Origin of the sequence: Streptomyces sp. NPDC048603, assembly GCF_043199475.1 — a bacterium.
In the GTDB taxonomy this organism is placed as follows: Bacteria; Actinomycetota; Actinomycetes; order Streptomycetales; family Streptomycetaceae; genus Streptomyces.
The window spans coordinates 408,529-431,024 of the sequence record NZ_JBICVY010000009.1 but is presented as its reverse complement, the minus strand read 5'-3'; the positions used below and the strand labels follow the sequence as shown (position 1 = coordinate 431,024).

Genomic DNA, 22,496 nt, shown 5'->3' with positions numbered 1-22,496 from the left:
CCGGCATCTACGACCTGACGCTCCTCAACAAGGTACTCAAGGCCGCCGGCAAGCCCGAGGTCTCCGACGCCGGCCTCGGCGCCAAGTAAGTCCCCGCAACGAACTCCCAGGACGCCTCCCTGACGGCGTGGCCGCCGCGATGTTCCGACAGCGCCGGCGGCCACCCCAGGACGAGCGGCTAATTTGGGGCACCCCAAGGCAGAGGAGAGCCCCGTGGGCAAGGTGGTCCTGTACAGCTCGGTGTCAGTGGACGGCTTCATCGCGGACGAGAATGACCAGCCCGGACCTCTGTTCGACTGGTTGTCCAGCGGTGACGTCCCGTTGGACGAGAGCGGCGAGGTGAAGGTGTCGCAGACTTCCTACGACTACACCCGGCCGTACTGGGACCAGATCGGGGCGACGATCGTCGGCCGCCACGTCTTCGACATGACGGACGGCTGGGACGGGAAGCCTCCGGGCGGTATCGACCACGTGGTCGTCGTGACACACCGGCCGGAGCCCGAGGGCTGGGACCCCGGGGCGCCGTTTCACTTCGTCGACGGCATCGAGGCAGCCGTGGCCAAGGCACAGGAGCTTGCGGGTGACCGCATCGTCGAGGTCGCCGCCGGCGACGTCGGTGGCCAGGTGCTTGCCGCGGGCCTGATCGACGAGGTGCGCATGGACGTCGTACCCGTCGTGTTCGGGTCTGGCAAGCGCTACTTCGGGTCGGTCCACGCGCAGCACCAGTTGGAGGATCCTGACGTGGTGATTCAGGGCGACCGGGTGCTTCACCTGCGCTATCGGGTGCGCCGTTGACCGATCCGAGCGGTACACCCAGAGCTCGGAATTCTCCGATGAACGGCGGCCGGCCGCCATGCTTGCCCTTGCGGGCCGCAGTGTCGAGCCCTTCGAGCGCCGACTCCCGGATGTTCTCCCGCTCGGTCCCCGCCATCGCCGCGAAGAACGCGAACAGCGGCTTGCCGGGAACGGTGGGGTCGTAGATGCCGGGCAGGGGGCCCGGCGAGCATCTCCAGGACCAGGCCGTGGGCGGTGAGGTGGTCGGCGAGCGCGGTGAGCTCGGCGGCGTCGCGGCCGAGTCCGGGATCGGCAGGGCCCGGCAGGCCATGATTGATCTTGCTCGCGCAAAGGAATGTTTGTGAGAGACCGGGTCAGCGCGCGCGTACGCCGTCGATGGCGATCACAAGCAGGAGGTCGGCCTCGGCCGGGCCGTCGACGTCCTGCTCGGTGGCCTGTGCGATGGCGCCGACGAGTTTCAGCAGCTGGGTGATGGTGATCCCGGGGCGCACGGCGTCTGCTTCTCGGGCGCGCGCGAGGAGGGCGTCTCCGGCGCTGGTGATCATGTCGTGGCAGGTCTCCCCCAGTGCCGGGTCTGCCTCGCGCATCAGGGAGGCCCCCAGTCCACGGTTGGCCACGGCGTGTGCGCCGACGGCACGAAGCCAGGTGGACAGGGCCTGGCCCGGGTCGGGCTCGGCGAGCAGATCGCCGGCCTTCGCGCACAGGGCCTCCACCCGGTCCTTGAAAACCGCCTCCAGGAGCGCCTGCCGGGACGGGAAGTGACGGTGCAGGGTGGCAGAGCCGACTCCGGCGAGGCGCGCGACGCCCTCCAGGGAGGCGTCGGCGCCGTGCTCGGCGATCAAGGTTCCGGCGGCGGCCACGATCTTCTCGACGTTGCGGCGGGCGTCGGCGCGCATCGGGCGGCGCGGCGGGGTGGCGGCGTCCCTGGGCACGGGCACGGGCACGGGCACTCCTGACGGCTTGAAAAGTGGGGTGGTCCTCCATATCGTAGCGAACAAGAAACGGAGGGCCACCCCACTTATGGGATGGCTCTCCTTCCGCACGCACGCGATGGAGAAGACTTCGTGAAGCTGACGCAGAAGACCGTCGTGGTTGCGGGTGCGACCGGCCTGCAGGGCAGGGCCGTGACGCATCACCTGCTCCGGGACGGCTGGCAGGTGCGCGCACTGACGCGCGACCCGCACGGGGGCCAGGCCACAGCGCTGGCGCGGGCCGGAGCACAGGTGGTGCGGGCACAGATGGAGGACGTCGACTCCCTGACCGCCGCGGCCGAGGGTGCCTGGGGCCTGTTCAGCGTCCAGCCCACCGTCGGCTCGCCCGGCACCGCGCCGGACTTCAGCGCCGAGGACGAGGTGCGCTGGGGCGTGAACGTCGCCGAGGCCGCGCACGCCGCCGGCATCGGGCACTTCGTCTTCACTTCGGTCGCCGGAGCGGACCGGCACCTTGACGAGAAGCTGCCGGTGAACCTGGTCAGCAAGTGGCGGATCGAGCAGCACATCGCCGCGCTCGGCCTTCCCGCGACCATCCTCAGGCCGGTGTCGTTCATGGAGAACTTCACAGGCGGATACGCGCTGCGGAACGGGAACCTGTCCACCGGGCTCGCTCCGGAGATCCCGCAGCAGATCATGGCCGTCGACGATGTCGGCGCGGTGGCCGCCCTGGCGTTCTCCCGGCCGAAGGAATGGATCGGCCGGGAGGTCTCCCTGGCGGGGGACGAACTCACGCCGGTTCAGATCGCCGCGGCCATCGGGAAGGCGCTCGGCATACCGCTGCCCTACGTTCAGGTCCCGATCGATGCGATCCGGGCCCTGAGCGAAGACTTCGCCTATGCCAACGAGTGGCTCAACGCAGACGGCTATCGCGCAGACATTCCCGCCACCCGGAAGATCCACCCCGCCGCGATGGACTTCGGCCTCTGGCTGAAGCGAACCGGTGCGTCCCAGATCGCCGCTTTCCTGGACTCCACGCGCACCGCAGGGCAGGACGCGTGAGGTCGAAGATCCTCATCAAGGACGAGGACGTCGCCCGCCTCTCCCCGCTCAAGGACCTCGTGGAGCCCTAAATGGCACGCTCCTGAGCGGGATCCCGGGATTCCTCGTGCTCTGCAACATCGGCGGGGGCGGCGGCACGCAGCGCCGCCTCGACCCGGCGGTTGCTGGTCATGGTCGCGGTGACGGTGGTCATGGTGAGGAGGAGGCCGGCGGCGGTGTAGAGCGGGGTGCGTACGTCGTAGGTGGTGGCCAGCCAGCCGCCGAGGAAGGCGCCGAACGGGGCGGCGCACATGGCGAGCATGCGGGAGGTGGAGGCGACCCGGCCCATCAGGTGGGCGGGAACGATCGCCTGTCGGAGGGAGGGGCCGAGCACCATCGTGGCGCCCATGCCCGCTCCGCAGACGGCGAGTGCGAGGCCGGCGACGTACGGGTTGGGGGCGGCGGCGAGGCCCAGGATGGCGAGTCCCTCGACTGCGGCCGTGCAGGTCAGCGCGGTGCCGGTGCCGAGTCGTCGGCCGAGGAAGGAGGCGATGGCCGCGCCGAGCAGACCGCCGGTGGCCTCCGCCGTGAGGAGCAGGCCGAAGCCGAAGGTGTCGATGCCGAGACGATCGTGCGCGAAGAGGGCGAGTACGGTCTCCACAGCGAGGAAGGCGATGTTCCCGACCGCCGGACGCAGCGCGAGTCCGAGCAGCAACTGATCCCGGAATACGTACGAGGCGCCGGCCCGCGCCTGCCGCAGCAGCGGCTCACGGGCCTGCGGTACGGGCCGGGGTGCGGCAGGCAGCGACCGTACGAGCAGTGCGGAGAGCGCGAACGAGACCGCGTCGGCGAGCAGCGGAACCGTCCGCCCGAGCGCGAGCAGGGCACTGCCCGCGGGCGGCCCGGCGAAGCCGGACGCGGCGGTTTGGGTGCCGCGCAGGCGGGAGTTGGCGCGTTCCAGGAGCGCGGGGTCGCGGCCGAGCAGATCCGGTAGGTAGGCCGTGGCGGCCGTGTCGAAGAAGAGTCCACCGAGGCCGAGGAGGAAGGCGACGGCCGCGAGCAGTGGAATGCTCAGCACGTCGAGTGCGGCCGCTGCCGCCGGTATCGCGAGCAGCACCGCGCGCGCCGCGTCCGTGACCCACATCGTGCGCCGGCGGTCCCAGCGGTCCACAAGTGCACCGCCGAGCACCCCGAAGAGCAGCCACGGCAGGGTTCCGGCGGCCGTGACGACGGCGAGCGCCATCGGATCCCGCGTCAGCGTCAGCGCGAGCAGCGGCAGCGCGGCATGCGTCACCCCGTCACCGAGCGAGGACACCGTCTGCGCGGTCCACAGCCGTCCGAACCCGGTCGGCAGCTTCCGAACGTCCGAGGTCATTTGGCGTCCCCTCCGGCCTGCCGGCGCGGTGCCGGGTGGAACAGTGCGAAGACGAGTGACGCGTCCGGCAGCGACGGATCGGACAGCTCCCGGTACTCGTCCGCCAGTGCCTGCAGCCGCGCCCCAAGCTCCGCGAACTGCTCCTCGGTGAGCCGCAGATGCGCCATCCGCACGTGCCGCTCGGCGTCCACCGGCGCCGCCTCCAGGTCCGCCACCGCATGCCGCATCAGCACATCCGGGCCTCCCTCGCCCGGATCCGGCAGCACGATCGCCCGTGCGGCCATGGCGTAGTACCGCTCGGTGACCCCCCGGACCTTCCGCGTTCGTACCACCTTCACCAGGCCGGCCCGCTCCAGCAGCCGTACGTGGTAGCTGGAACTCCCCTTCGCAAGGCCCACTCGCTCGGCGATCTGCGTAATCGTCGCGGGCTCGAAGCGGAGCACGGCCATGATCCGGTGACGCGTGAGATTGGAAACGGCGCGTAGCTGCTCGTCAGTGGTGACGTGGAACGTCTCGGGAAGATCATCGGTAGGCATGCCCCCAATGGTCAACACTTCTTGACCATTAGGCAAGGGGTTTTCGCAGATCGGATACGCGCGCGTCTCCACCGACGGGCAGAAGCTCGAACGGCAGCTCTACGCCCTCACCGCCGCCGGGTGCCGCAAGATCTTCGGGAGACCCGACCCCCAGGGGTCTTGTCGCCTGGGACCTCAAGACCGTCGACCCGGCCGGGGACGTGCGGGCCGTGGCCGCCGGAGGGGCCATGCGGACGGCGTGGCGTGGTCGGGGCGCCCGGGGGCTGGGTCATGATCGGCTGCGTGAAGACTTCAGGACGTCTGACCGCCCTCGTGGTCGCGGGCCTGCTCGCCGGGCTTCCCGCGTGCTCGGAGTCCGACGGCCGGGGCGGTGGTGGGGCGGGTGCCCGTACCGGTGCGGACACGAGGGCGGGTGCCGGTCCCGGCGCGGACACCGCTCGGAAGGGGGCTCCCGGCACGGTGTTCCGGGGCGGGCGTCCTGCTGCGGCGGGCGCCGGTGACCCGTACTTCCCGGAGCTCGGCAACGGCGGCTACGACGTCACCCACTACTCCCTGACCCTGGCGTACGAGCCCGGCAGCGGCCGCCTCACGGGCACTGCGGAGATCACCGCGAAGGCCACGGAGGGGCTCAGCGCCTTCAACCTCGACCTCCTCGGCATGGAGGTGCTGAGGGCCACCGTCGACGGCCGCGACGCGCGGGTCCGGCGGGACGGGCAGGAGCTGACCCTGCAGCCGCGCGATCACATCGCGAAGGGCGCAGCCTTCCGCAGCGTCGTGCACTACGCGGGCACGCCGGAGTCGATCACCCATGACCACGGCTGGCGCGAAGGCTGGCTGCGGACGGACAACGGAGCGGTCGCGTTCGGCGAGCCGACGGGCTCGATGTCCTGGTTCCCCGGCAACCATCACCCCTCGGACAAGGCCTCGTACGACATTGCCGTCACGGTCCCCAAGGGAGTGCAGGCGATCTCCAACGGGCAGCTGCGCGCCCGGCGCACCAGTGGCGACCAGACCACCTTCCACTGGCACCAGGCCGAGCCCATGGCCAGCTATGTGGCGACCGTGGCCATCGGCAGCTACGACATCCGGACCTCCCGGACCCGGTCCGGCGTCCCGGTCGTGACAGCGATGGACACGACCGCGGGCGCGGACGAGGACGGAGCGGTCCTCGGCAGGTTCCCCGAGATCATGGAATGGGCCGAGGCAAGGTTCGGCCCCTACCCCTTCTCCTCCGCCGGACTGATCGTCGACCAGGCGGCCGACGTGCCCTACGCCCTGGAGACCCAGACCAGGCCGACCATTCCGGCCGGCGTCTTCCACACCACCAACGTGGTGCACGAACTGGCCCACCAGTGGTTCGGCAACTCCGTCACCCCGCGGACCTGGCGGGACATGTGGCTGAACGAGGGCTTCGCGACCTATGCGGAGTGGCTGTGGACCGAGGACCACGGCGGGGCCAGTGCCCAGGAGCACTTCGACCGCAACCACGCCAAGGCCGCGGACGACGACGAGTGGGACTTCCCGCCCGCCGAGCCGCCGAGCGCCTCGGACATCTCCCGCCAGCCGGTGTACGTGCGCGGCGCCATGGTGATCCACCGGATCCGCCAGACCGTGGGCGACGAGGCCTTCCGCTCGCTGGTGCGGGGCTGGCCCCTGCGGCACCGCCACGGCTACGCCTCCACGGCCGACTTCACCGCGTACGCGGAGGCGAAGGCCGGCCGGGACCTCGACTCGATCTGGGACTCCTGGCTCTACGGCGACGGCAAGCCCGCGTGACGGGGTCGACGCGGTGTCAGGTCCTGACGCGCCGGCGGGCGGTCTCGACGAGCTTCATGTACTTGTCCCAGTTCCACCTGTGCCCGGGGTCCTCGTGAGTGGACTCCGGGACCTCGACGTGGCCCAGGATGTGGTCCCGGTCGACCGGCACGTCGTACTTCGCGCAGATCGTGGCCGTGAGCACGGCGGATGCCTGGTACATCGCGTCGCTGTAGACCGCCTGGTCGACCCAGCCTTCGTGCTCGATACCGATACTCCGGTGGTTGTACCAGACGCTGTTGGAGTGCCAGGCGACGTCGCGCTCGCGCACGCACTGGGCAATTCGCGCGCCGGTTGAGCTGATCATGTAGTGCGCCGACACCCTCTCGGCGGGGTCCTTGAACGTCCTGAGCATCCTTGAAAAGTGGTCCGTTGTCAGGTGAATGATGACGTATTCGATGGGATACGCCTCGGGACGATCGGAGGACGAGTAGTTGGACTCGTCGGCTTCGATCCAGACAGCGGGGGCGTAGTCCACCGAGGTGTCCCGCCGCACGGCCGCAGGCGGCCCCGCGGCGGCGCGGGCCTTGCGCACGGGGCTCGGCAGCGCAGGCTTCACCTTCTCCTCGGGCCCCATCAGCTGAGGGAGCCCGGCAGTGGCCAGAGCCGCACCCGCCACGCCGGCGGCACCCCACAACAGTCGTCGACGGCTGAGCGGATTCTCTTCCATGACCACTCCTGATCAGGTGGAGGTCGAGCAGACAGAGGACAACGCGCCGCGCATCGTCACGTTGAGTGAGATGAGCGGCACGCCCTGTGATCTGATCCTCGACCAGCGCCCGCACCCCGGCAAGCCGGTCCCCCCACCAATCGGCGCACACCCTCCCCCTGACCAGGCCCGTCCCCGTCAGTAGACGCCACCCCTTCCACCGCCATACGGGGTCCGCCGTGCCGCCGCTGCAGGCCCTTCGCCCGGCGCCGTCGGCCGATACCCGCGCGCAGGCGCGCCCGTCAGTCAAATGGCGCAGTCAGTTCCGTTTCTCGGTCGCTTCGGTCGCTTCGGTCGCTTCGGCTGCTTCGCCTGCTTCGGCCGCCACTCAAGTCCCGGGCCGCACCGCCGCGGTCCGCAGCAGTCACCGAGCGGCGGTCGGCTTCTCCGGCTCCAGCGAGTTGCCCGCAGGAATCCTCCCGCAGTTGGTGGGGGCGGTCCTGCCCGCGAAGCGGTCGTCCAGCCAGGCCATCGCGCGCGGCGCCCAGTACGGCATGGCTCCGACGTGGCTGAGCAGGTTGTACTGCTCGTACTTGATCGAAGTGTTGCCGGTGGCGCAGTACTGCCGGGCCAATGCCCGTACGTCCCCGGCGACCATGACGCCGTCGCCCGTGCCGATGCCCCGCGGGTTGCCGAACGTTCCCTCGAGCAGGCCGGCGTTCCCCTGCCCGATGAACCCGGGGACGGTCGGGGTGGCGGCCTGGCCCAGGTTGATCTTGTTGACCGCCTCGACGAAGGACGGGATGGAGTTCGGGTCCTTGTACTCCGGTTTCACCATGTCCTTCCAGGTCATCCCCGGGTGGCGGCCCAGCGCGTCGACGATCGAGCCGCGCTCGAGGTCCTCGAAGAGCGCGCGGCCCTTCGCGCTGAGGTAGGGCGTGAGGTCGATGTCGTAGGAGCGGGCGACGCCGATGAGCGCCATCGGGATCACCCCGTTCCACACCAGGGCACCGTCGACATACCTGAGGTTGTGCGCAGGGGCGACGAGCAGCCCGCCCTCGGCGAAGCCGACCAGCTGCTTGTTCACCTCGGGTGCGTACGCGGGGGCCAGGGCCGAGGCCCAGTTGGTGGCGATGGCCCCGCCGGAGTAGCCGAACAGGCCGAACCTCGTACCGGCGTGCAGACCCGTCTCCTCGGCGCGGACGGCGGCCCGGATCGAGTCGAGAGTGTTCGTTCCGTACTCCGGACCGGCCGCGAAATCGGCGTTCTGGCCCTCGGTGTCCGGGATGACCAGGTCGTAGCCCTTGAGCAGCAACGGCGCGAGGATGAGGGATTCGGCGTTGGCGATGACGCCGCCGAGCGAGACGTCACCGGCGATGGCCCGGGAGGGGCCGTCCTCCGGGTCGAGGGAGTCGTAGAACGACTGGTACGACACGGCCTTGCTGCCATCGCCGTGGGGGCTGCGGACCACCGTGGTCACGTTGGCCGAGGGCCTGCCCTGGGCGTCGGTCGAGCGGTAGAGCAGCTGGACGGCCTTCACCGGTGTCGGGATACCGAAGACGTGGTAGTCCAGCGTGCGCCTCTGCAGAACGTCGCCCGGCCGGTACGACGCCAGCGGCTTGCTGCCGTCGTAGCGATAGAACGGATCGGACGCCGCGGCCGTCGGCCGGGCAACCGCGGCGGGTGCGGCCGACGCCGCCGACGCGGCCGACGCTGCCGACGCCGTGCCGACGGTGACGGCAGCCACGATGGCGGCGCACAACAAAGCAGTGGTTCTACGGTTCATGACTCCCCCGGTGTCTCGAGCAGGACATTTAACCCGGCGGTAACTTACTGGAGGTAACACCGTCGGGCATAGACGCGGCACGAGTGAATTCCGGGAAGCACCGGGCAGGGGCGGCAGACGTGGGTCCCGGGCCGGGCGGTGCGTCCGGCAGCGCCCTCCCCGCCCAGGGCGCATCGGTGGGAGCCGCCGTGCGTCCGGTCTGTCCGCGACCGGACGCACGGCGGTCAGCGCAGTGCGGAGCAGGAACCGCCGGTCAGCACTCGTAGGCGTAGTCGGCGCGGCCGTTCGCCCCGTCCCAGTGGATCGTCGCCGTGCGGCCCGCGTTGATCGGGATACAGGTGGGGTCCCACGCCCAGTCGACGGACACGGTGGCAGTGATGCGCCAGCCGCAGTCGTTCTTGATGTGGGCCCAGCCGTAGCCCTGGTCCTTGAGCGTGGCGCACCCGGACGCCGTGCCGGTCGGCGCCGACGCTGCTGCTGCGGGGGCGACGGCGAGCCCGCTCAGCAGGAGCGCGGTGCAGGCGGCCAGCGCCGCCTTGCGGTGCATGCGATGCGTCCGGTGTAACGGAGTGGTCATGGGCTTCTTCCCCTCGTCCGTCCTTCTTCGTCCAGGGCACGCGCTCCGGCCGGATCGGCATGGGACAGCCCCTGCTGTCTCTTGGCCTGTCCTCGCCTTCACCTGCGGCGCGCTGTCGCTCCAGACTGCCGGGGGGTCCGACCGCCCGTCTTGTACGAAGGCGCACCGCGTTCCCGGGCTTGCCGGTTCGGGGCGGGGCGTGCCGGTTCGGGGCGGGGCGTGTCAGTTCGGGTGGAGCGCGGCCCAGGCGGGGGGACGCTGATGACGGGTGCCGATGAGGTGGGAAGCCTTGAGCGTCCTGCTCCGGCCTGGTTGCGTGGCCGGGTGGTGAAGTACCGGGGGTACCGGACGCCGGGGGGTGGGCCCGCCCGGCTCAACGTGCCGGCCGCCACCGTGACCCTGATACTCGGTTGGGGTGAGCCGGTGCACCTTCGCGCGGCAGGGACCGGCGGGGAACCGGAAAGCGGTGTCTGGCGCTCGGTCCTGGTGGGCCTGCGGACCTCGGCGGTCTTGGGCGCCTACCCCGGGGCCGGACATGCCGTCGAGGTGGATTTCACACCGCTGGGCGCTTACGCGTGTCTCGGTATGCCTCTCGTCGGGCTCGCCGGAACACAGGTCGCGGCCGAGGATGTGCTGGGCGTCCGGTGGACGGCGGTGTTGACGGAGCGTTTGGCTCTCGCCCCTGACTGGGGCACCCGCTGGGCGATCCTGGACGAGGCACTCTGCCGGCGGCTGACGGCCGGTCCGGCACCGTCGCCGGTGGTCACAGAGGCATGGCACAGGCTGCGCGCATGTCACGGCGGGATGCCCCTGCGGGACCTGGTCGCGGCGACCGGCCGTGGCCGCAGGCGTCTGCAGGCGTTGTTCCGGGAGCAGATCGGGCTCCCGCCGCAGTCCGCGATCCGTGTGCTGCGCTTCCAGCGCGCACTGACCATGCCGCCGGGCTCCTTCCGCTCGCTGGGCGAACTCTCCGCGGCCTGCGGCTACTACGATCAGGCGCATCTCAACCGCGATGTCCGTGCTCTGGCGGGCCTCACTCCCACGGAACTGGGTGGGCTGTCGGAACGGGCCTTGCGCGAGGGAGCCGGTGTCGTGGACGGCCGCCTGACGGGCCTGCCCACCCGGAACAGGCCGCCGTGACCACCGGGGTACGAGCCCGGACCGGTGTCCGCGGCCGGGGTCAGACCCGAACGGGCCGCCGGCCGCCTCGCTTCACTCGCGGCCCACCCGCTCCCCGAAGACCCCGGCCGTTGCTCGAAGATGGCGATACGGGCAACGACGAGGACATCGCCCCGCCGTACGAGCGCATCCCTCCGCACAGTTGCTCCGCCGGGGTGCCGGGATGCCGGCGGTCGGGCTTACCAGCCGTCGTTCGGGGATGTCTGGTCGGGGTGGTCGGCGGGCTGGGCGTCGTGGACGCGGATGGCTTGGGCACGGGGGTGGTTGAGCCGGGAGTGCAGTGGGTGGAGCGGGCCGGGGAAGTCGATGGCTTCGGAGAAGGACTCGGAGGAGGACTCGGAGGAGGAGAAGTCCGCTGATAGTGCGGGGGTGTGTCCGGACGGCTGGTGCGGGGGTGTGGTGGGGAAGTCCGGAGGGGTCGTTGCGCGGGCGGACCAGTCCGCGGGCGGGCCCGGGTACGGCGTGGGTGCGGGCAGAAGCTGGGTGCCAAGCCCGTAGGCGTGCTCGGTCGGCGGGTGGAGGTGCCGGGTGGGGAAGGTGGGTGGACCTGTGGTGCCGGTGCCGTCGAGCGCGGGGGCCTGTTGGGCCGGGACGGGGTCCGGGTCGGCTTCGGTGCCGCGGCCCAGGTGGTTGAGGAGGTAGTTCAGCAGTACGGCGACCAGGCAGCCGGCGGTGATGCCCGATCCCAGGACGGTGGCGACCGGGCCGGGCAGGCCGTCGTAGAAGTCCGGGTTGACGACGGGGGCGAGGCCGAAGGCGAGGGTGACGGAGACGATCAGGCTGTTGTGGCCGGTGCCGAGGGCGGCCTTGGCCAGGGTGCGGATGCCCGCGACGGCGACGGAACCGAAGAAGACCACGCCGGCTCCGCCCAGGACGGGCGGCGGGACGAGCGCGACGAGGGAGCCGAGCACCGGTACGAGGCCCAGGAGGACCAGGATCGCACCGCACACGGTGACCACGTAGCGGCTGTGGATGCGGCTGAGGGCGACCAGGCCGACGTTCTGCGCGAAGACCGTGGGGGTGAACGCACCCAGCACGCCTCCGAGCACGGTGCCCAGGCCCTGGGCGCGCAGGCTCGCGGTGATGGTGGGGCCTTGCGTGGGACGGCCGGAGACCGCGCCGAGGGCGAAGAGCGAGGCGGTGGCTTCGGCCATCGAGACGATCATCAACACCACCCCGGTGGCGATGACCGTGGGCACGAACTGCGGGGTGCCGAAGGCGAACGGCTCGGGGAGGGCGAACACGGGCGCCTGTGTGAGGGGATCGAGATCGACCTTGCCCAGGGGTACGGCGATCAGGGTGCCGGCGAGCATGCCCAGGAGGACGGCGATGCGGCCGAGGAACCGGCCGGAGAACGCACGGTGGATGGCCAGGGTGATGGCGAGGGTGGCCGCGGCCAGGGCCAGGTTGGAGGGCGAGCCGAAGTCCGGTGCTCCGGTGTCGCCGCCACGGGCCCAGGTGCTGGCAACCGGCAGGAGCGAAAGCCCGACGAGGGTGATGACGGTGCCGCTGACCACGGGCGGGAAGAACCGGACGAGGCGGTTGAACGCGGGAGCCAGCAGGATGCAGACGGCTCCCGCGATCAGGGTGGCGCCGAAGATCTCGGGGAGGGCGTCCTCCCGTCCTCTGGCCGCGATGGTGGCCAGGGACGCGGAGACCACGGCGAAGGAGACGCCGTTGGTCAGGGGCAGCCGGGCACCGATGCCGAACAGGCCGAGGGTCTGGGCGATGGTGCCCAGACCGGCGACGAGGAGCGAGGCGGCGAGCAGCGCGGAGAGCTGGCCTGCCGTCAGGCCGAGGGCTCCGCCGATGATCAGTGGTGGTGCGGTCAGGCCGGCGTACATGCCGGCGACGTGCTGGAGCGCGGCGGGCAGCAGGCGGCGGGTGGGGAGGATCTCGTCGACCGGGTGCGTGGGCGCACCGGGCGTTCGGGAGGAGGCGCGGGGCGACAAGCTGAGTCCTTGGGACACCGCCCGCGGAACGCGGTTCCGGGGGCGTGCGGGTGGAAGGGTGGGCGGCCGCCGCCGTGGGACGGCCGGCGCCGGGCGTTGCAGGAGGTGCGGTGCTGCGCGAGGTGCGGTGCTGCAGGAGGTGCGGTGCTGCAGGGGTGGGCAGCACGGAGCCGCTGACTCTTTCGCATCACGGAAGAATTCTTCCGTTGTTAACGGGACGGGACTCTAGGTAGCGGTTCGGGCACTCGTCAACTCCCCCAAGCGGAAGGGGTGGTTCACGAAAAACTTTGGAGGAAATGCCAGACGGGCGCGCCCCGGATTCCACATCAGGAGACTCCTGAAACAGTGAATGCGCAGGTCGGAGGCGCGCCGTTTCCGACAAAATCGCCGGGCTTCGGTGGGGCGCGAGAGACCGTTCGAGCAGGGGAAAGTGCGTACGGACCGCGCGTTCCGGACCTTGGCGAACTCCCGGTGGATCTCTACGGTTTGCCGCTATGTCCTTCGCAGAGGATCCATCGGTCCTGCCCCCGTTCGAGCCGGCCCGTGCCAGAGCGGTCCGCGGCCGGCTCGGGGTGACAGTCGGTCAGGTCGCCTACGCCGTCATGGCCTATCAGGGCAGGCCCTTCCCCCCGGCACTGCTGGAAGCCTGGGAAGCCGGCACGGTCGTACCCGACGACAGCGAGGTCAAGGCGCTGGCCGCCGCGCTGTGGTGCTCCCCCGTCGATCTCGTCGGAGAACCCTCGACGCTCGCCCAGTGCCGCACCGTGGCCGGGCTGTCGATCAGCCGGACCGCTGCCGAACTGGGGATGACGCGGGACCGCTGGGAGGACGCCGAACGCCGCAACCGCTGGCGGGGCAACGCCGCCCAGACCGATGCCCTGCTCCGCGTGCTGCGCCCGCCACCGGCCTGCTTCGTGGCCGCCTGTGGCAGGTCCCGGCAGTTGAGGAACCTGCTCAGGGAGGCGGTGAACGGCTGGTGGCCCAATCACGTCACCGCGGTAGCGCGCATCGTGCCTGTCGAGGAGGCGGTGCTCCGTCATGCGCTGGAACAGCTGCACGTGTTCTACCAGCAGCTGGAGGGGGCGGTCGGCGCCTCGTCCTGGGCCGCCGCCGCGGCCGAGGCGCAGGCCTCGGACTTCCTCGAACGCATCGACCTGTATCTGTGGCAGCAACTGCGCGCCACGGGCAACCCGCCGCACGCGCGCGCGTAGGTGGCCACGGGGGTCAGCCCCGCAGCGTGGCGATGGCCTTCTCGACGCGCCGTCGGCGCGTCTCGGGCCTCTTCGTGCTCTCGATGGCGCGCACGTGCTCGTGCTTGCGGCTGCCGCTGCCGCTTCCGCTTCCGCTTCCGCTTCCCGCACCGGAACCATCGCCGTGTCCTGGACGGCTGTGAGGCAAGGGATCTCGGTTACCCTGCGTAGGGCTGGTCGCTTCCCGGGGCGCCGTGGCCGAGACTCCAGACATAGCCGTCCGGGTCGGTGAAGGCGTCGCCGGTGCCGCCGGTGCCGCCGGTGCCGCCGGTGCCGCCGAGGACGATGCGGTGCGAGCCGGTGCCGTCGGCGGGGACGCCGAGGTCCTTGGCCAGGGCACGGCGCTTGTACAGCGCCAGCTTGACGGGGCCGGGCCGGCCGGGGGCGGACTGCCCTGCCGCGAACTCGACGTACTTGCTGCCGAAGCTCTTGGCCACGGTCAGGCCCCGGCCTGCGTAGAACTGCCTGGTGGCCTTCACGGCCTCGACGCCGAGCAGCAGGACGACCTCGTCGATCTCGCGGGTGGCGGGGCCGGTGTCCTTCTTCGCCGAGGTCGCGATCTTCCAGATCGTCCCGTCCGGAGCCTGGACGACGCCGCCGTAACCCCACAGCGACTTCGAAGCGGCCTTCAGCACGGTGGCGCCGGCGTCCACAGCGGCGCCGACGAAGGCGTCGACGGTGGCCGGCCCGGACACCGTGAGCCCCAGGGTGAAGCCGCGGAATCCGGTGGAGTGCGCCTCGGACGCCCGCAGGCGTATGTACACCTCCACACCGAAGGCGGCGTAGAAGCGGCGAGCGGCATCGAGGTCGTCCACCTCAAGGGTGACGGACGCGAGGGACGTGCGGGCCGTGGTGGGAGTCGTGGTTGCCATGACCATCACGCTAGGGGCAGAGCGGCGGCCGGGGCTTCTCGATTCCTGACCGGTCCGGAGACGTGTGAGTGAGTTAGGCCGTAACGGGCATTCGCTTCGCCCGTACGGCCCCCGTCCACGGGTCTTGGGGCTCGGGCCGGGGAGGCGCTTGGCGTCGGCTGCGGCGAGCACCAGCGCCGCGGCGGTCCAGGACATCTCCGGCAGGGCATGCGCCGCCGCCTTTGATCCCGAGCACGGAAACGGCATCTCGGTGTCTGCGTGCGCTGCAGGAGGTCTTGATGTCGGCTATCTCAGTGGCGAGGGCGCGGAGGCAGGGAGGGGCGACGCGAAGTCGCGGGGCCGGCCGGTGTCCTGGGACACGACGGGCTCACCCTGAGTGCCTGTTTCTGGACCCTCGGACTCTGCGGGGTCGGTAGCCGTGCAAGCTGGCCGGGATTGGACTATGCCCCCTAAGCGAAGCCCCCGAGGATGGCCGGAAGTCTTCGAGCGGGGGGAACTGATGAGGCGTCCGACAACTGCTGTGGCCGCGGTCGGTCTGGCGCTGGCTCTGACGGCCTGCCAGTCGGGGGCCGCGTCCGGCAAGGTCCAGGGCACCGACGCCGAGTTGGCCTGTGCGGCCGTGAGCCGACTGCCGGAACGGATGCCGGGCACCGACGGCGGGCAGGCCTTCGACATCGTGGTGGCGCGCCTCGTCGGCGCCGAGGAACTGGCCAGGGCGGCTGCCCTGGCGGACGCCAAGTTCCAGCCGCTCGCCGACGCCCTGAAAGAGGCGCAGCAGCTGCTCAGCGTGACCTCCGACCTCCAGCAGGCCGAACCCGCAGTCAAGAAGGCCCGGACGTACTGTTGAGTGCCTGTTTCCGAGCCCTCGGACTCTGCGGGGTCGGTAGCCTGGTACCAAGTGAGTCGAGAGCCAAGTTGCTGCGGGGCAACTTGAGAACGGTCAAGGCTGAGTCGGTCCACCGACCGCGTTCGCCGACCTCCGGGTGAAGGTCTCCCCGAAGACCGCCCCGCGCGTCCCACACACTCCAGCAGTTCCGTTCGCCGAACGGTCACGGTGACCGTTCGGCGAACGCTTCCGCAAACTTCGCATTCCGGGCACTGGCTGGTCGACCTGCTGCTCTGGGGTTCAGAAACAGGCACTGAAGGCCGGGCTGACCACCGCCGACGGGCCCTTGGAGGGCGGGGCCATCGAGTTGCGAAGACCCGGACTGCTTACCGCTGTGAGCGTGCTGGTGTACGCAGACGTCAGCCGTGGGCCCGGTGCCGGCCGGCCCGTGGACGAGGAGGTTCCGGGCGGGCCACCGCGCATGCGGGCTGTTCGCGAGCCCGCACGGTTCAGCCGAGCACCGCGGTCACTTCTCGGCGGGTCGCCTCCGACAGGAGGGGGGCCCAGCGCGTGAAGAGCTCGAGCAGGTCCGCCCCGTTGCGCTCGCGGAAGGACGCGTTCACCTTGGCCAGGTCCAGTTCGTTGGCCACCGTGAGCTCGGCGAAGTCGCGGCGCTGCTGCAGGGACGGGGTGAACTCCTCACCGGTGAAGCGGTCCCGGAAGGTCACCGACGCCTCGTCCGGAGCGGCCAGGCTGGGGTAGGAGGCCTTGCGGTCGCAGCTGGCGTAGAAGTACACGAGCTCTTCCGCCTCCGCACCGATCGCCTCGGCGAGGCGGGCGCGCCCGGAGAGTTCCAGGAGGCTCAGAGGCAGCCCGTCCGTGCCGTAGAAGGCGTGGCACAGGGCCGCCGTCTGCAGGGCGGGACGGGCGCCCCACGCGGCGAGCAGCGCCTCGACACGCAGCAGGTGGGTCAGGAGCGTACCGCCGGAGTGCTTGGTGGTCTCGGCTCCCAACTCCTTGAGCAGGGCGATCGCCGGAGAGTCGGTGTGCTTGTCGTCGCTGTGCATCATGCGCACATCATGACGAGGTCCCCGCGCCGGCGTCCGCCGGGACCGGCATACGGACACGGGGGCCACCACGGGGACCACGTCTTGCGGACCAGGTCGCCGGGGCCCAGGTGTGCTGTCCGGGCGACATCCCGGCCGAGTGCGGGAGGCCCTCGTGCCCCACGGTCATGCCCCGCTGACCGAGACCGGCCGCTTGCGGCCAGCCCGCTGTGTCGTCGAGCGCGATCCGCCTACCGCAGGCCGGACCGCGACGACAGCGGCACTCCGGAACACGACGAAATCCACGAGGCGGTCCTCGAACGCTTCACCAGCACCGACCCCGCGGGCCCGGGCAACTGGCTCCCGGGGCCGCCGCCGCCTTCCTTGACCGCCGGCCTCGGCCCCTCGGACGCCCCGGGGCGGGCCCGGCCCGGACCCGCGCCTTTTCGTCCTCTTGACGATATCAATACTTCGCGGTTATCGTCATGGTGACGAAATCAAGGGGGTTCACTCACCATGGCCGACATCACCCGGCGCTTCGGCTGGCGTCATCTGCGATCCGCGCCCACCGCACACATCCGCCACCACAGGCGCGGCCGGCTCGTTCACGACGGCCGCGGGCTCAGCTTCTGGTACCGGTCGCTGTCGGCGGCGCTGTCCGAAGTACCCGTCGACGACCGAGAGCTGGCCATGGCCTTCCACGCCCGTACGGCCGACTTCCAGGACGTCACCGTGCAGGCCACCGTCACCTACCGGATCAGTGACCCGGCCGAGGCGGCGGACCGGCTCGACTTCTCCGTCGACCCGGACACCGGGAGCTGGCGCGGCGCGCCCTTGGAGCAGATCTCCACCCTCCTCACCGAGACCGCGCAGCAGCACACGCTCGACGTACTGGCCCGGACCCCGCTGGCCGTCGCCCTGGTCGACGGCGTCGCCTCCGTACGGCAGAGCGTCGCCGCCGGTCTTGCCGCCGAGCCCAGGCTCCCGGCCACCGGCATCGATGTGGTGGCCGTACGCGTCGTCGCGATCCGGCCCGAGGCCGAGGTGGAGCGCGCCCTGCGCACACCGGCCCGCGAGCAGATCCAGCAGGAGGCGGACCGGGCCACGTACGAACGGCGGGCCGTCGCCGTCGAGCGCGAGCGCGCGATCGCCGAGAACGAGCTGGCCAGTCAGATCGAACTGGCCCGGCGCGAAGAGCAGCTGGTCGAGCAGCGGGGCATCAACTCCCGTCGGGAGGCCGAGGAGAAGGCGGCGGCCGACAGCGTACGGACCGAGGCCGAGGCGGCCCGCAAGGTCGCTCTTGCGCGCGCGGACGCCGAGGCGGCGCGCGAGACCGGCGCGGCACGTGCCGAGGCCCAGGCCGCCTGGCTGCGGGTGCACGGCGAGACCGGCCCGGGCACGCTGTACGCCCTGGCGGCGACCCGGCTGGCGGAGAACCTGCCGCGGGTCGAGAGCATCACGCTCACTCCGGACGTCCTCACCGGCCTGCTCGCCAGGCTCGGGCGTCCGGATTCCGGGGCGGACGCGTGAGCCTGGCCCCGCGGGCAGTGCTCGTGCACCGCAGGACCGAGTACGAGGAACTGCTCGACCGGCACGGGACGCACGGGCAGGCCGCGTTCTTCCTTTCCAGCCGGGGCCGCTCGATCGACGAGGTGGTCGACCGTCACGACCGGACCCGGCAGGCGTTGCGGGAGGTGGCGGCGGCGGTACCGCTCACCTGGCGCAGCTCCCGGGTGGAGCGGGCGGACCTGGACCGCTTCCTGTTCGCGCCGGAGGACGTGGTGGTCGTGGTCGGGCAGGACGGTCTGGTCGCCAACACCGCGAAGTACCTCTCCGGGCAGCCGGTGGTCGGCATCGACACCGACCCGGGACGCAACCCCGGGGTCCTGGTCCGTCATCGCTGCGCCGACACGGCCGCCCTGCTGCGGGCCGCGAGCGCGGGGGGCCGGACGGAGGACCTGACCATGGTGGAGGCCGTCGCCGACGACACCCAGCGCCTGCTCGCACTGAACGAGATCTACCTGGGCCCACCCGGCCACCAGACGGCCCGCTACCGCCTGGGCCCCGACGACGAGAAGGGCCCGGGCGAGGCCCAGGCGTCCTCCGGGGTACTCGTCGGCACCGGCACCGGCTCCACCGGCTGGCTGCGCTCCCTGTGGCTGGAGCGCGGCAGTACGGCGGAGCTGCCCGCCCCGTGCGACCGCCGGCTCCTGTGGTTCGTGCGCGAGGCCTGGCCATCGCCCGCGACCGGAACCTCGAGGGTCTCCGGCCATCTGGAACAGGGGCAGGGACTGCGGCTGACCGTGGAGTCGGACCGGATCGTGGTCTTCGGCGACGGGATGGAGGGCGATTCCCTCCAGCTGTCCTGGGGCCAGAGCGTACGACTGGGCATCGCGGCGACATCACTGCGCCTGCTGACGTGAGCGCCTGCCCGGCCGCAGGGGGAGACCCGCGCCACGGACTGGGTTACGGTCGTTCCCCGTGAACCGAACCGATCGTCTGTACGCCCTGGTGGAAGAACTGCGCGCGGCCTCCCCCCGACCGCGCAGCGCACGCCGGCTGGCGGACCGGTTCGAGGTCAGCACCCGGACCATCGAGCGCGACCTCGCCGCCCTGCAGCAGGCCGGAGTCCCCCTCTACGCCGAGACCGGCCGCACCGGCGGCTACGTGCTCGCCAAGGACCGGACCCTCCCGCCGCTGACGATCACCTCGGCGGAGGCGACCGCGCTCGCGGTTGCCCTGCACGCCCTGGCCGGCACGCCGTTCGCCCGGGACGCCCGGTCCGCCCTGCAGAAGGTGCTCGCCGTCATGCCGCAGCGCGAACGGCACGGCGCGGGCGAACTGGCCGGCCGGGTCCGGCTCGCCGCGCCCGCCCGGCAGCCCGCCGGCATGCCCCACGCACTGCGCGAGGCGCTCTCGATGCGCCGGGTCCTGCGCCTGTCCTACGCCGACGCGCAAGGCGCCGCCACCGACCGCTGCGTGGAACCCCAGGGCTTCCTCGGCGGCGACCACTGGTACCTCATCGGCTGGTGCCGACTGCGCTCCGCGGTACGCGGCTTCCGGCTGGACCGCATCCGGTACGTCGAGGTGCTGGCCGATACGGTCCCGCCGCGCGTGCTGGACCTCGCCGAGCTCGACACACTGGGCTGGGAGTTCGTCGGCCTCGATGAACTCATAAACACCGACAGGGGGTTGTCGCCCGAGGCGTAGAGGCTGGTGCCCGACCCGACGACAGGAAGGCACTGCCCCATGTCCCGTATGACCACCACCACCGCCGATTCGACGGCCGCGCCTACCGGTACCGGTACCGGTACTGGTACCGGTACGTCGACCGGAACGGACCCGCTGACCCGCGCACAGGGCACCGCACTGCTGGACGGGTGGACACGGCTCTGGAACGGCGACCTCGCCCTCGCCCCGGACCTGATCGCGCCCGGCTTCCGGCTCCGGTTCGGCAACTCGGTTCCCGGCACCGGCCCCGACGCCACGCTCGACCGACCGGACCTGACCGCGTTCATCCGCGCCCACCGACAGGAACGCCCGGGGCTGACGTACGCGGTCGACGGCACGCCGGTGGTCGACCGTACCCGTGCGGAAGTGGCCGCCCGCTGGACCGCCACGTACACCGACGGCTCGGGCGGTCCCGTCACCAAGAGCGGCATCGACCTGCTGGCGATCGCGGACGGCCGCATCGCGGCTGTGTGGTCGCTCACCGGAGACCGCCGCTTCGCGCCGTGACGCACCGACCGCCCTGCCGGGCTGGCGGCCGGGTGGATGGGTGCGCGAGAGGCTAGGCCGGGGTGCGCGAGGAACTAGAGGGTGCGCAGCCCTGCCAGGAGCCTGTCGAGCGCCTGTTCCGCGGCCTGCGGGTCCCCGCCCCGCGCGATCCAGAGTGCGGTCTCGTTCATCGCTCCCGAGAGCATCCGGGCCAGCGGCTCCACCGGCTGATCGGCGATGATCCCGGCCGCGGAGAGCGCCGTCAGGGCCTCCGCGAGGTGCCTGGCGGAGGACTCCTCGTCCAGGGCCCGCCACTCGTCCCAGCCCAGCACGGCCGGCGCGTCGATCAGCAGGATCTGCCGCACTGCCGGGTCGGTCCCCGCGGCAAGGAAGGCCCGGCAGCCGGCCCGGAGCTGTTCCCAGAGGTCCTCGTACCGGTGGGCTGCGGTCGCGACCCGCTCACCCAGTTGCTGCTGGACCTCTGCGAGCACGGCCCGGAACAGCCCTGCCTTGCTGTCGAAATGGTGGTACGCGGCCCCCTTGGTGACCCCGGCGGCCCGCGCCACCTCGGAGAGCACGACATGGTGGTACCCGTCTGCGGCGAACTGCCGCTGCCCTTCGGCCAGCAGCGCCCGCCTCGTGGCCTCTCGTTGCTCCGCCCGCTTGAGCGCCATCGCGCGCACCGCCCTTTCCATTTCGCATACCCAAGGTATGCTAACTCTCCGGTTCGCATACCCCAGGTATGCGAAATGGATCGGAAGGGCCTCCGCCATGACGAACGAACGCACCACCGTGTCGACCACCAGGCTCGGCGGCTTCTACCCGGTGCTCGCCACCCGGGACGTGGCGGCCTCCCGCGATTTCTACACCCGCCATTTCGGGTTCGAAGTGACCTTCGCGGCGGACTGGTACGTCAGTCTGCGCCGCCCCGACGCCCCGCAGTACGAGCTGGCCCTGCTGGACCACACTCACCCGACCATCCCCGAGGGCCACCGGGTCGCATGCCGTGGCGGCTTGCTGCTGAACTTCGAGGTGGACGACGTGGACGCCGAGTACCAGCGGCTCGTGGTGGAGGCCGGACTGCCCCAGCTGCTGCCACTGCGCACGGAGGAGTTCGGCCAGCGCCACTTCATCCTCGCCGCCCCCGACGGCGTACTGATCGACGTCATCACCGTCGTCCCTCCCAGCGGGGAATACGCCGCCCGGTACGCCGATGCCTGCCCCCGGGGCACCGACGCCCCGGCCGACTCGATCAGGAAGCGAGCCGCTGCAGGCAGCCTTCCTGCCGTCGACGGGGCTTCCCGGTAGCCGCCCCGGTGCCCGCGCCGCACCCGCCCCGGCCATGATCCGCCGGACAGACCCTAGCGGGACTGGCTCATGTTTCCTCGGCCACGGTGTCGCCGGAGGACATGGCCGCCCTTCCCCTGCGGTACGCGACCACCCCGCACACTGCGAGGAGGAGGACGGCCACGGCGGCCAGCCCGAGGGCCGTCCGCTCCGCGAAGAGCCTTCCCAGTACTTCGAGCACGCCGAGCCCCGCGGTCGCGTAAATCAGCGCCCAGGCCGCTCCGCCCAGGAACAGGGCGGGGAGGTAGCGCTGCAATGGCATGCGCATGCTGCCCGCAAGGAAATTGGCGGCGGTCTGGAAACCGACGGTCAGGAAGGAGACGGCCACCACCGGCGCGCCCCACCGCTGGATCGCCCGCTCGGCGCGCAGGAATTTCGCCGAGGAGATCCGCCCGGCGAACTTGCTGCGCCGGGCGCCCGCGCCGGTGAGCCACCCGACGGCGAACGTCCCTCCGGCGCGGAGCAGGACGATGACATACAGGGCCCCGGCCGTGAGCGCGATCTTATCCACGACGCCTCGTCCCGAGCGCCGGGCCGGAACCCGGGACGCCCGTCACCCGCAGGGGCGTCCCGCCCCGGCGGGCACAAGCCCGGTCACCGTCTCTCATGTGCGCCCCGCTTCTGCCCGTTCCGTCCTATGGGTTCCCACCTCTGGTGCCAGAACCCGAACCTGTGCCCGCACGCCAGGTAAGGCCAGCCTAACCGAACGCGCATACGGGGTACAGGGCGCCGGACCGGGCGGGCCTATGGGGAGCCATCGGGCACCTGCGGCCGGGCCTGCGGCAACCGGACCCGGGAAGCCGG

Annotated in this window: 23 protein-coding genes and 1 pseudogene; 12 read left to right on the top strand and 12 right to left on the bottom strand. The window is 71.3% G+C overall.

Annotation, left to right across the window (positions count from 1 at the left end):
• The first annotated feature begins 213 nt into the window (after positions 1-213).
• Positions 214-795, top strand: coding sequence for a dihydrofolate reductase family protein (locus ACGFQ9_RS24625; RefSeq protein WP_393576524.1), 582 nt, complete (start codon positions 214-216; stop codon positions 793-795).
• Between the two features lie 353 nt (positions 796-1,148).
• On the opposite strand, the gene ACGFQ9_RS24620 is transcribed toward ACGFQ9_RS24625, so the two are convergent.
• Positions 1,149-1,739, bottom strand: coding sequence for a TetR/AcrR family transcriptional regulator (locus ACGFQ9_RS24620; RefSeq protein ID WP_393576522.1), 591 nt, complete (start codon positions 1,737-1,739; stop codon positions 1,149-1,151).
• A gap of 120 nt (positions 1,740-1,859) precedes the next feature.
• Between ACGFQ9_RS24620 and ACGFQ9_RS24615 the strand changes: the two genes are divergently transcribed.
• A complete protein-coding gene (locus ACGFQ9_RS24615) occupies positions 1,860-2,786 on the top strand; it encodes an NmrA/HSCARG family protein (protein ID WP_393576520.1) in 927 nt (308 codons plus the stop codon).
• 67 nt (positions 2,787-2,853) lie between these two features.
• On the opposite strand, the gene ACGFQ9_RS24610 is transcribed toward ACGFQ9_RS24615, so the two are convergent.
• Both ACGFQ9_RS24610 and ACGFQ9_RS24605 read right to left on the bottom strand, forming a co-directional pair.
• A complete protein-coding gene (locus tag ACGFQ9_RS24610) occupies positions 2,854-4,140 on the bottom strand; it encodes an MFS transporter (RefSeq protein ID WP_393576519.1) in 1,287 nt (428 codons plus the stop codon).
• Positions 4,137-4,676 carry an ArsR/SmtB family transcription factor gene (locus ACGFQ9_RS24605; protein WP_393576518.1) on the bottom strand — a complete coding sequence of 180 codons (540 nt, stop codon included), beginning with the start codon at positions 4,674-4,676 and terminating at the stop codon, positions 4,137-4,139. The genes ACGFQ9_RS24610 and ACGFQ9_RS24605 overlap by 4 nt, the downstream gene beginning before the upstream one ends.
• Before the next feature lie 49 nt (positions 4,677-4,725).
• On the opposite strand from ACGFQ9_RS24605, the gene ACGFQ9_RS24600 reads away from it, so the two are divergent.
• The gene (locus ACGFQ9_RS24600; protein ID WP_393576551.1) at positions 4,726-4,950 is read left to right on the top strand and encodes a recombinase family protein; all 225 of its coding nucleotides are present in this window, start codon (positions 4,726-4,728) and stop codon (positions 4,948-4,950) included.
• Positions 4,951-5,135: 185 nt separating this feature from the next.
• A complete protein-coding gene (locus ACGFQ9_RS24595; RefSeq protein ID WP_393576549.1) occupies positions 5,136-6,452 on the top strand; it encodes a M1 family metallopeptidase in 1,317 nt (438 codons plus the stop codon).
• 16 nt (positions 6,453-6,468) lie between these two features.
• Here the strand turns inward: ACGFQ9_RS24595 and ACGFQ9_RS24590 are convergent, their stop codons facing one another.
• The 3 genes from ACGFQ9_RS24590 to ACGFQ9_RS24580 form a co-directional block, all read right to left on the bottom strand.
• On the bottom strand, positions 6,469-7,161 hold the full coding sequence (locus tag ACGFQ9_RS24590) for an N-acetylmuramoyl-L-alanine amidase (RefSeq protein WP_393576516.1): 693 nt from the start codon (positions 7,159-7,161) through the stop codon (positions 6,469-6,471).
• A 403-nt stretch (positions 7,162-7,564) separates the two neighbouring features.
• The gene (locus ACGFQ9_RS24585; protein ID WP_393576515.1) at positions 7,565-8,926 is read right to left on the bottom strand and encodes a lipase family protein; all 1,362 of its coding nucleotides are present in this window, start codon (positions 8,924-8,926) and stop codon (positions 7,565-7,567) included.
• A 253-nt stretch (positions 8,927-9,179) separates the two neighbouring features.
• Entirely contained in the window at positions 9,180-9,503 is a 324-nt protein-coding gene (locus ACGFQ9_RS24580) for a hypothetical protein (RefSeq protein WP_393576514.1), read from the bottom strand.
• Between the two features lie 393 nt (positions 9,504-9,896).
• On the opposite strand from ACGFQ9_RS24580, the gene ACGFQ9_RS24575 reads away from it, so the two are divergent.
• A complete protein-coding gene (locus ACGFQ9_RS24575) occupies positions 9,897-10,643 on the top strand; it encodes a helix-turn-helix domain-containing protein (RefSeq protein ID WP_393576513.1) in 747 nt (248 codons plus the stop codon).
• Between the two features lie 218 nt (positions 10,644-10,861).
• On the opposite strand, the gene ACGFQ9_RS24570 is transcribed toward ACGFQ9_RS24575, so the two are convergent.
• Complete coding sequence (locus ACGFQ9_RS24570) at positions 10,862-12,634, bottom strand: nucleobase:cation symporter-2 family protein (protein ID WP_393576511.1); 1,773 nt, start codon at positions 12,632-12,634, stop codon at positions 10,862-10,864.
• A 494-nt stretch (positions 12,635-13,128) separates the two neighbouring features.
• Between ACGFQ9_RS24570 and ACGFQ9_RS24565 the strand changes: the two genes are divergently transcribed.
• Positions 13,129-13,845, top strand: coding sequence for a helix-turn-helix domain-containing protein (locus ACGFQ9_RS24565; RefSeq protein WP_393576510.1), 717 nt, complete (start codon positions 13,129-13,131; stop codon positions 13,843-13,845).
• 13 nt (positions 13,846-13,858) lie between these two features.
• On the opposite strand, the gene ACGFQ9_RS24560 is transcribed toward ACGFQ9_RS24565, so the two are convergent.
• Together ACGFQ9_RS24560 and ACGFQ9_RS24555 are read right to left on the bottom strand one after the other, a co-directional pair.
• Positions 13,859-14,098 carry a YdeI/OmpD-associated family protein gene (locus ACGFQ9_RS24560; RefSeq protein WP_393576509.1) on the bottom strand — a complete coding sequence of 80 codons (240 nt, stop codon included), beginning with the start codon at positions 14,096-14,098 and terminating at the stop codon, positions 13,859-13,861.
• Positions 14,043-14,762, bottom strand: coding sequence for a glyoxalase (locus tag ACGFQ9_RS24555; RefSeq protein ID WP_393576508.1), 720 nt, complete (start codon positions 14,760-14,762; stop codon positions 14,043-14,045). The genes ACGFQ9_RS24560 and ACGFQ9_RS24555 overlap by 56 nt, the downstream gene beginning before the upstream one ends.
• Positions 14,763-15,255: 493 nt before the next feature.
• On the opposite strand from ACGFQ9_RS24555, the gene ACGFQ9_RS24550 reads away from it, so the two are divergent.
• Positions 15,256-15,603 carry a hypothetical protein gene (locus tag ACGFQ9_RS24550; RefSeq protein ID WP_393576506.1) on the top strand — a complete coding sequence of 116 codons (348 nt, stop codon included), beginning with the start codon at positions 15,256-15,258 and terminating at the stop codon, positions 15,601-15,603.
• 488 nt (positions 15,604-16,091) lie between these two features.
• Here ACGFQ9_RS24550 and ACGFQ9_RS24545 read toward each other — a convergent pair whose 3' ends face one another.
• Positions 16,092-16,652, bottom strand: coding sequence for a DUF6817 domain-containing protein (locus ACGFQ9_RS24545; protein WP_393576505.1), 561 nt, complete (start codon positions 16,650-16,652; stop codon positions 16,092-16,094).
• A gap of 492 nt (positions 16,653-17,144) precedes the next feature.
• Between ACGFQ9_RS24545 and ACGFQ9_RS24540 the strand changes: the two genes are divergently transcribed.
• Genes ACGFQ9_RS24540 through ACGFQ9_RS24525 form a run of 4 tightly spaced genes read left to right on the top strand, consistent with a single transcriptional unit; the run spans position 17,145 to position 20,366 of the window.
• The gene (locus tag ACGFQ9_RS24540) at positions 17,145-18,158 is read left to right on the top strand and encodes an SPFH domain-containing protein (protein WP_393576504.1); all 1,014 of its coding nucleotides are present in this window, start codon (positions 17,145-17,147) and stop codon (positions 18,156-18,158) included.
• A complete protein-coding gene (locus ACGFQ9_RS24535) occupies positions 18,155-19,051 on the top strand; it encodes a hypothetical protein (RefSeq protein WP_393576503.1) in 897 nt (298 codons plus the stop codon). The genes ACGFQ9_RS24540 and ACGFQ9_RS24535 overlap by 4 nt, the downstream gene beginning before the upstream one ends.
• A gap of 58 nt (positions 19,052-19,109) precedes the next feature.
• Positions 19,110-19,838 (top strand): helix-turn-helix transcriptional regulator, encoded by a 729-nt coding sequence (locus ACGFQ9_RS24530; protein ID WP_393576501.1) that lies wholly within the window; start codon positions 19,110-19,112, stop codon positions 19,836-19,838.
• A gap of 39 nt (positions 19,839-19,877) precedes the next feature.
• Positions 19,878-20,366: a nuclear transport factor 2 family protein gene (locus ACGFQ9_RS24525; RefSeq protein WP_393576499.1), complete on the top strand. Its 489-nt coding sequence runs from the start codon at positions 19,878-19,880 to the stop codon at positions 20,364-20,366.
• A 74-nt stretch (positions 20,367-20,440) separates the two neighbouring features.
• Here the strand turns inward: ACGFQ9_RS24525 and ACGFQ9_RS24520 are convergent, their stop codons facing one another.
• On the bottom strand, positions 20,441-21,040 hold the full coding sequence (locus tag ACGFQ9_RS24520) for a TetR/AcrR family transcriptional regulator (RefSeq protein ID WP_393576498.1): 600 nt from the start codon (positions 21,038-21,040) through the stop codon (positions 20,441-20,443).
• Between the two features lie 76 nt (positions 21,041-21,116).
• On the opposite strand from ACGFQ9_RS24520, the pseudogene ACGFQ9_RS24515 reads away from it, so the two are divergent.
• Positions 21,117-21,563, top strand: a pseudogene (locus ACGFQ9_RS24515) (VOC family protein); the annotation flags it as partial.
• Positions 21,564-21,720: 157 nt separating this feature from the next.
• Here the strand turns inward: ACGFQ9_RS24515 and ACGFQ9_RS24510 are convergent.
• Positions 21,721-22,203, bottom strand: a complete 483-nt coding sequence (locus ACGFQ9_RS24510) for a DedA family protein (protein WP_393576497.1) — start codon at positions 22,201-22,203, stop codon at positions 21,721-21,723.
• Positions 22,204-22,496 lie beyond the last annotated feature (293 nt).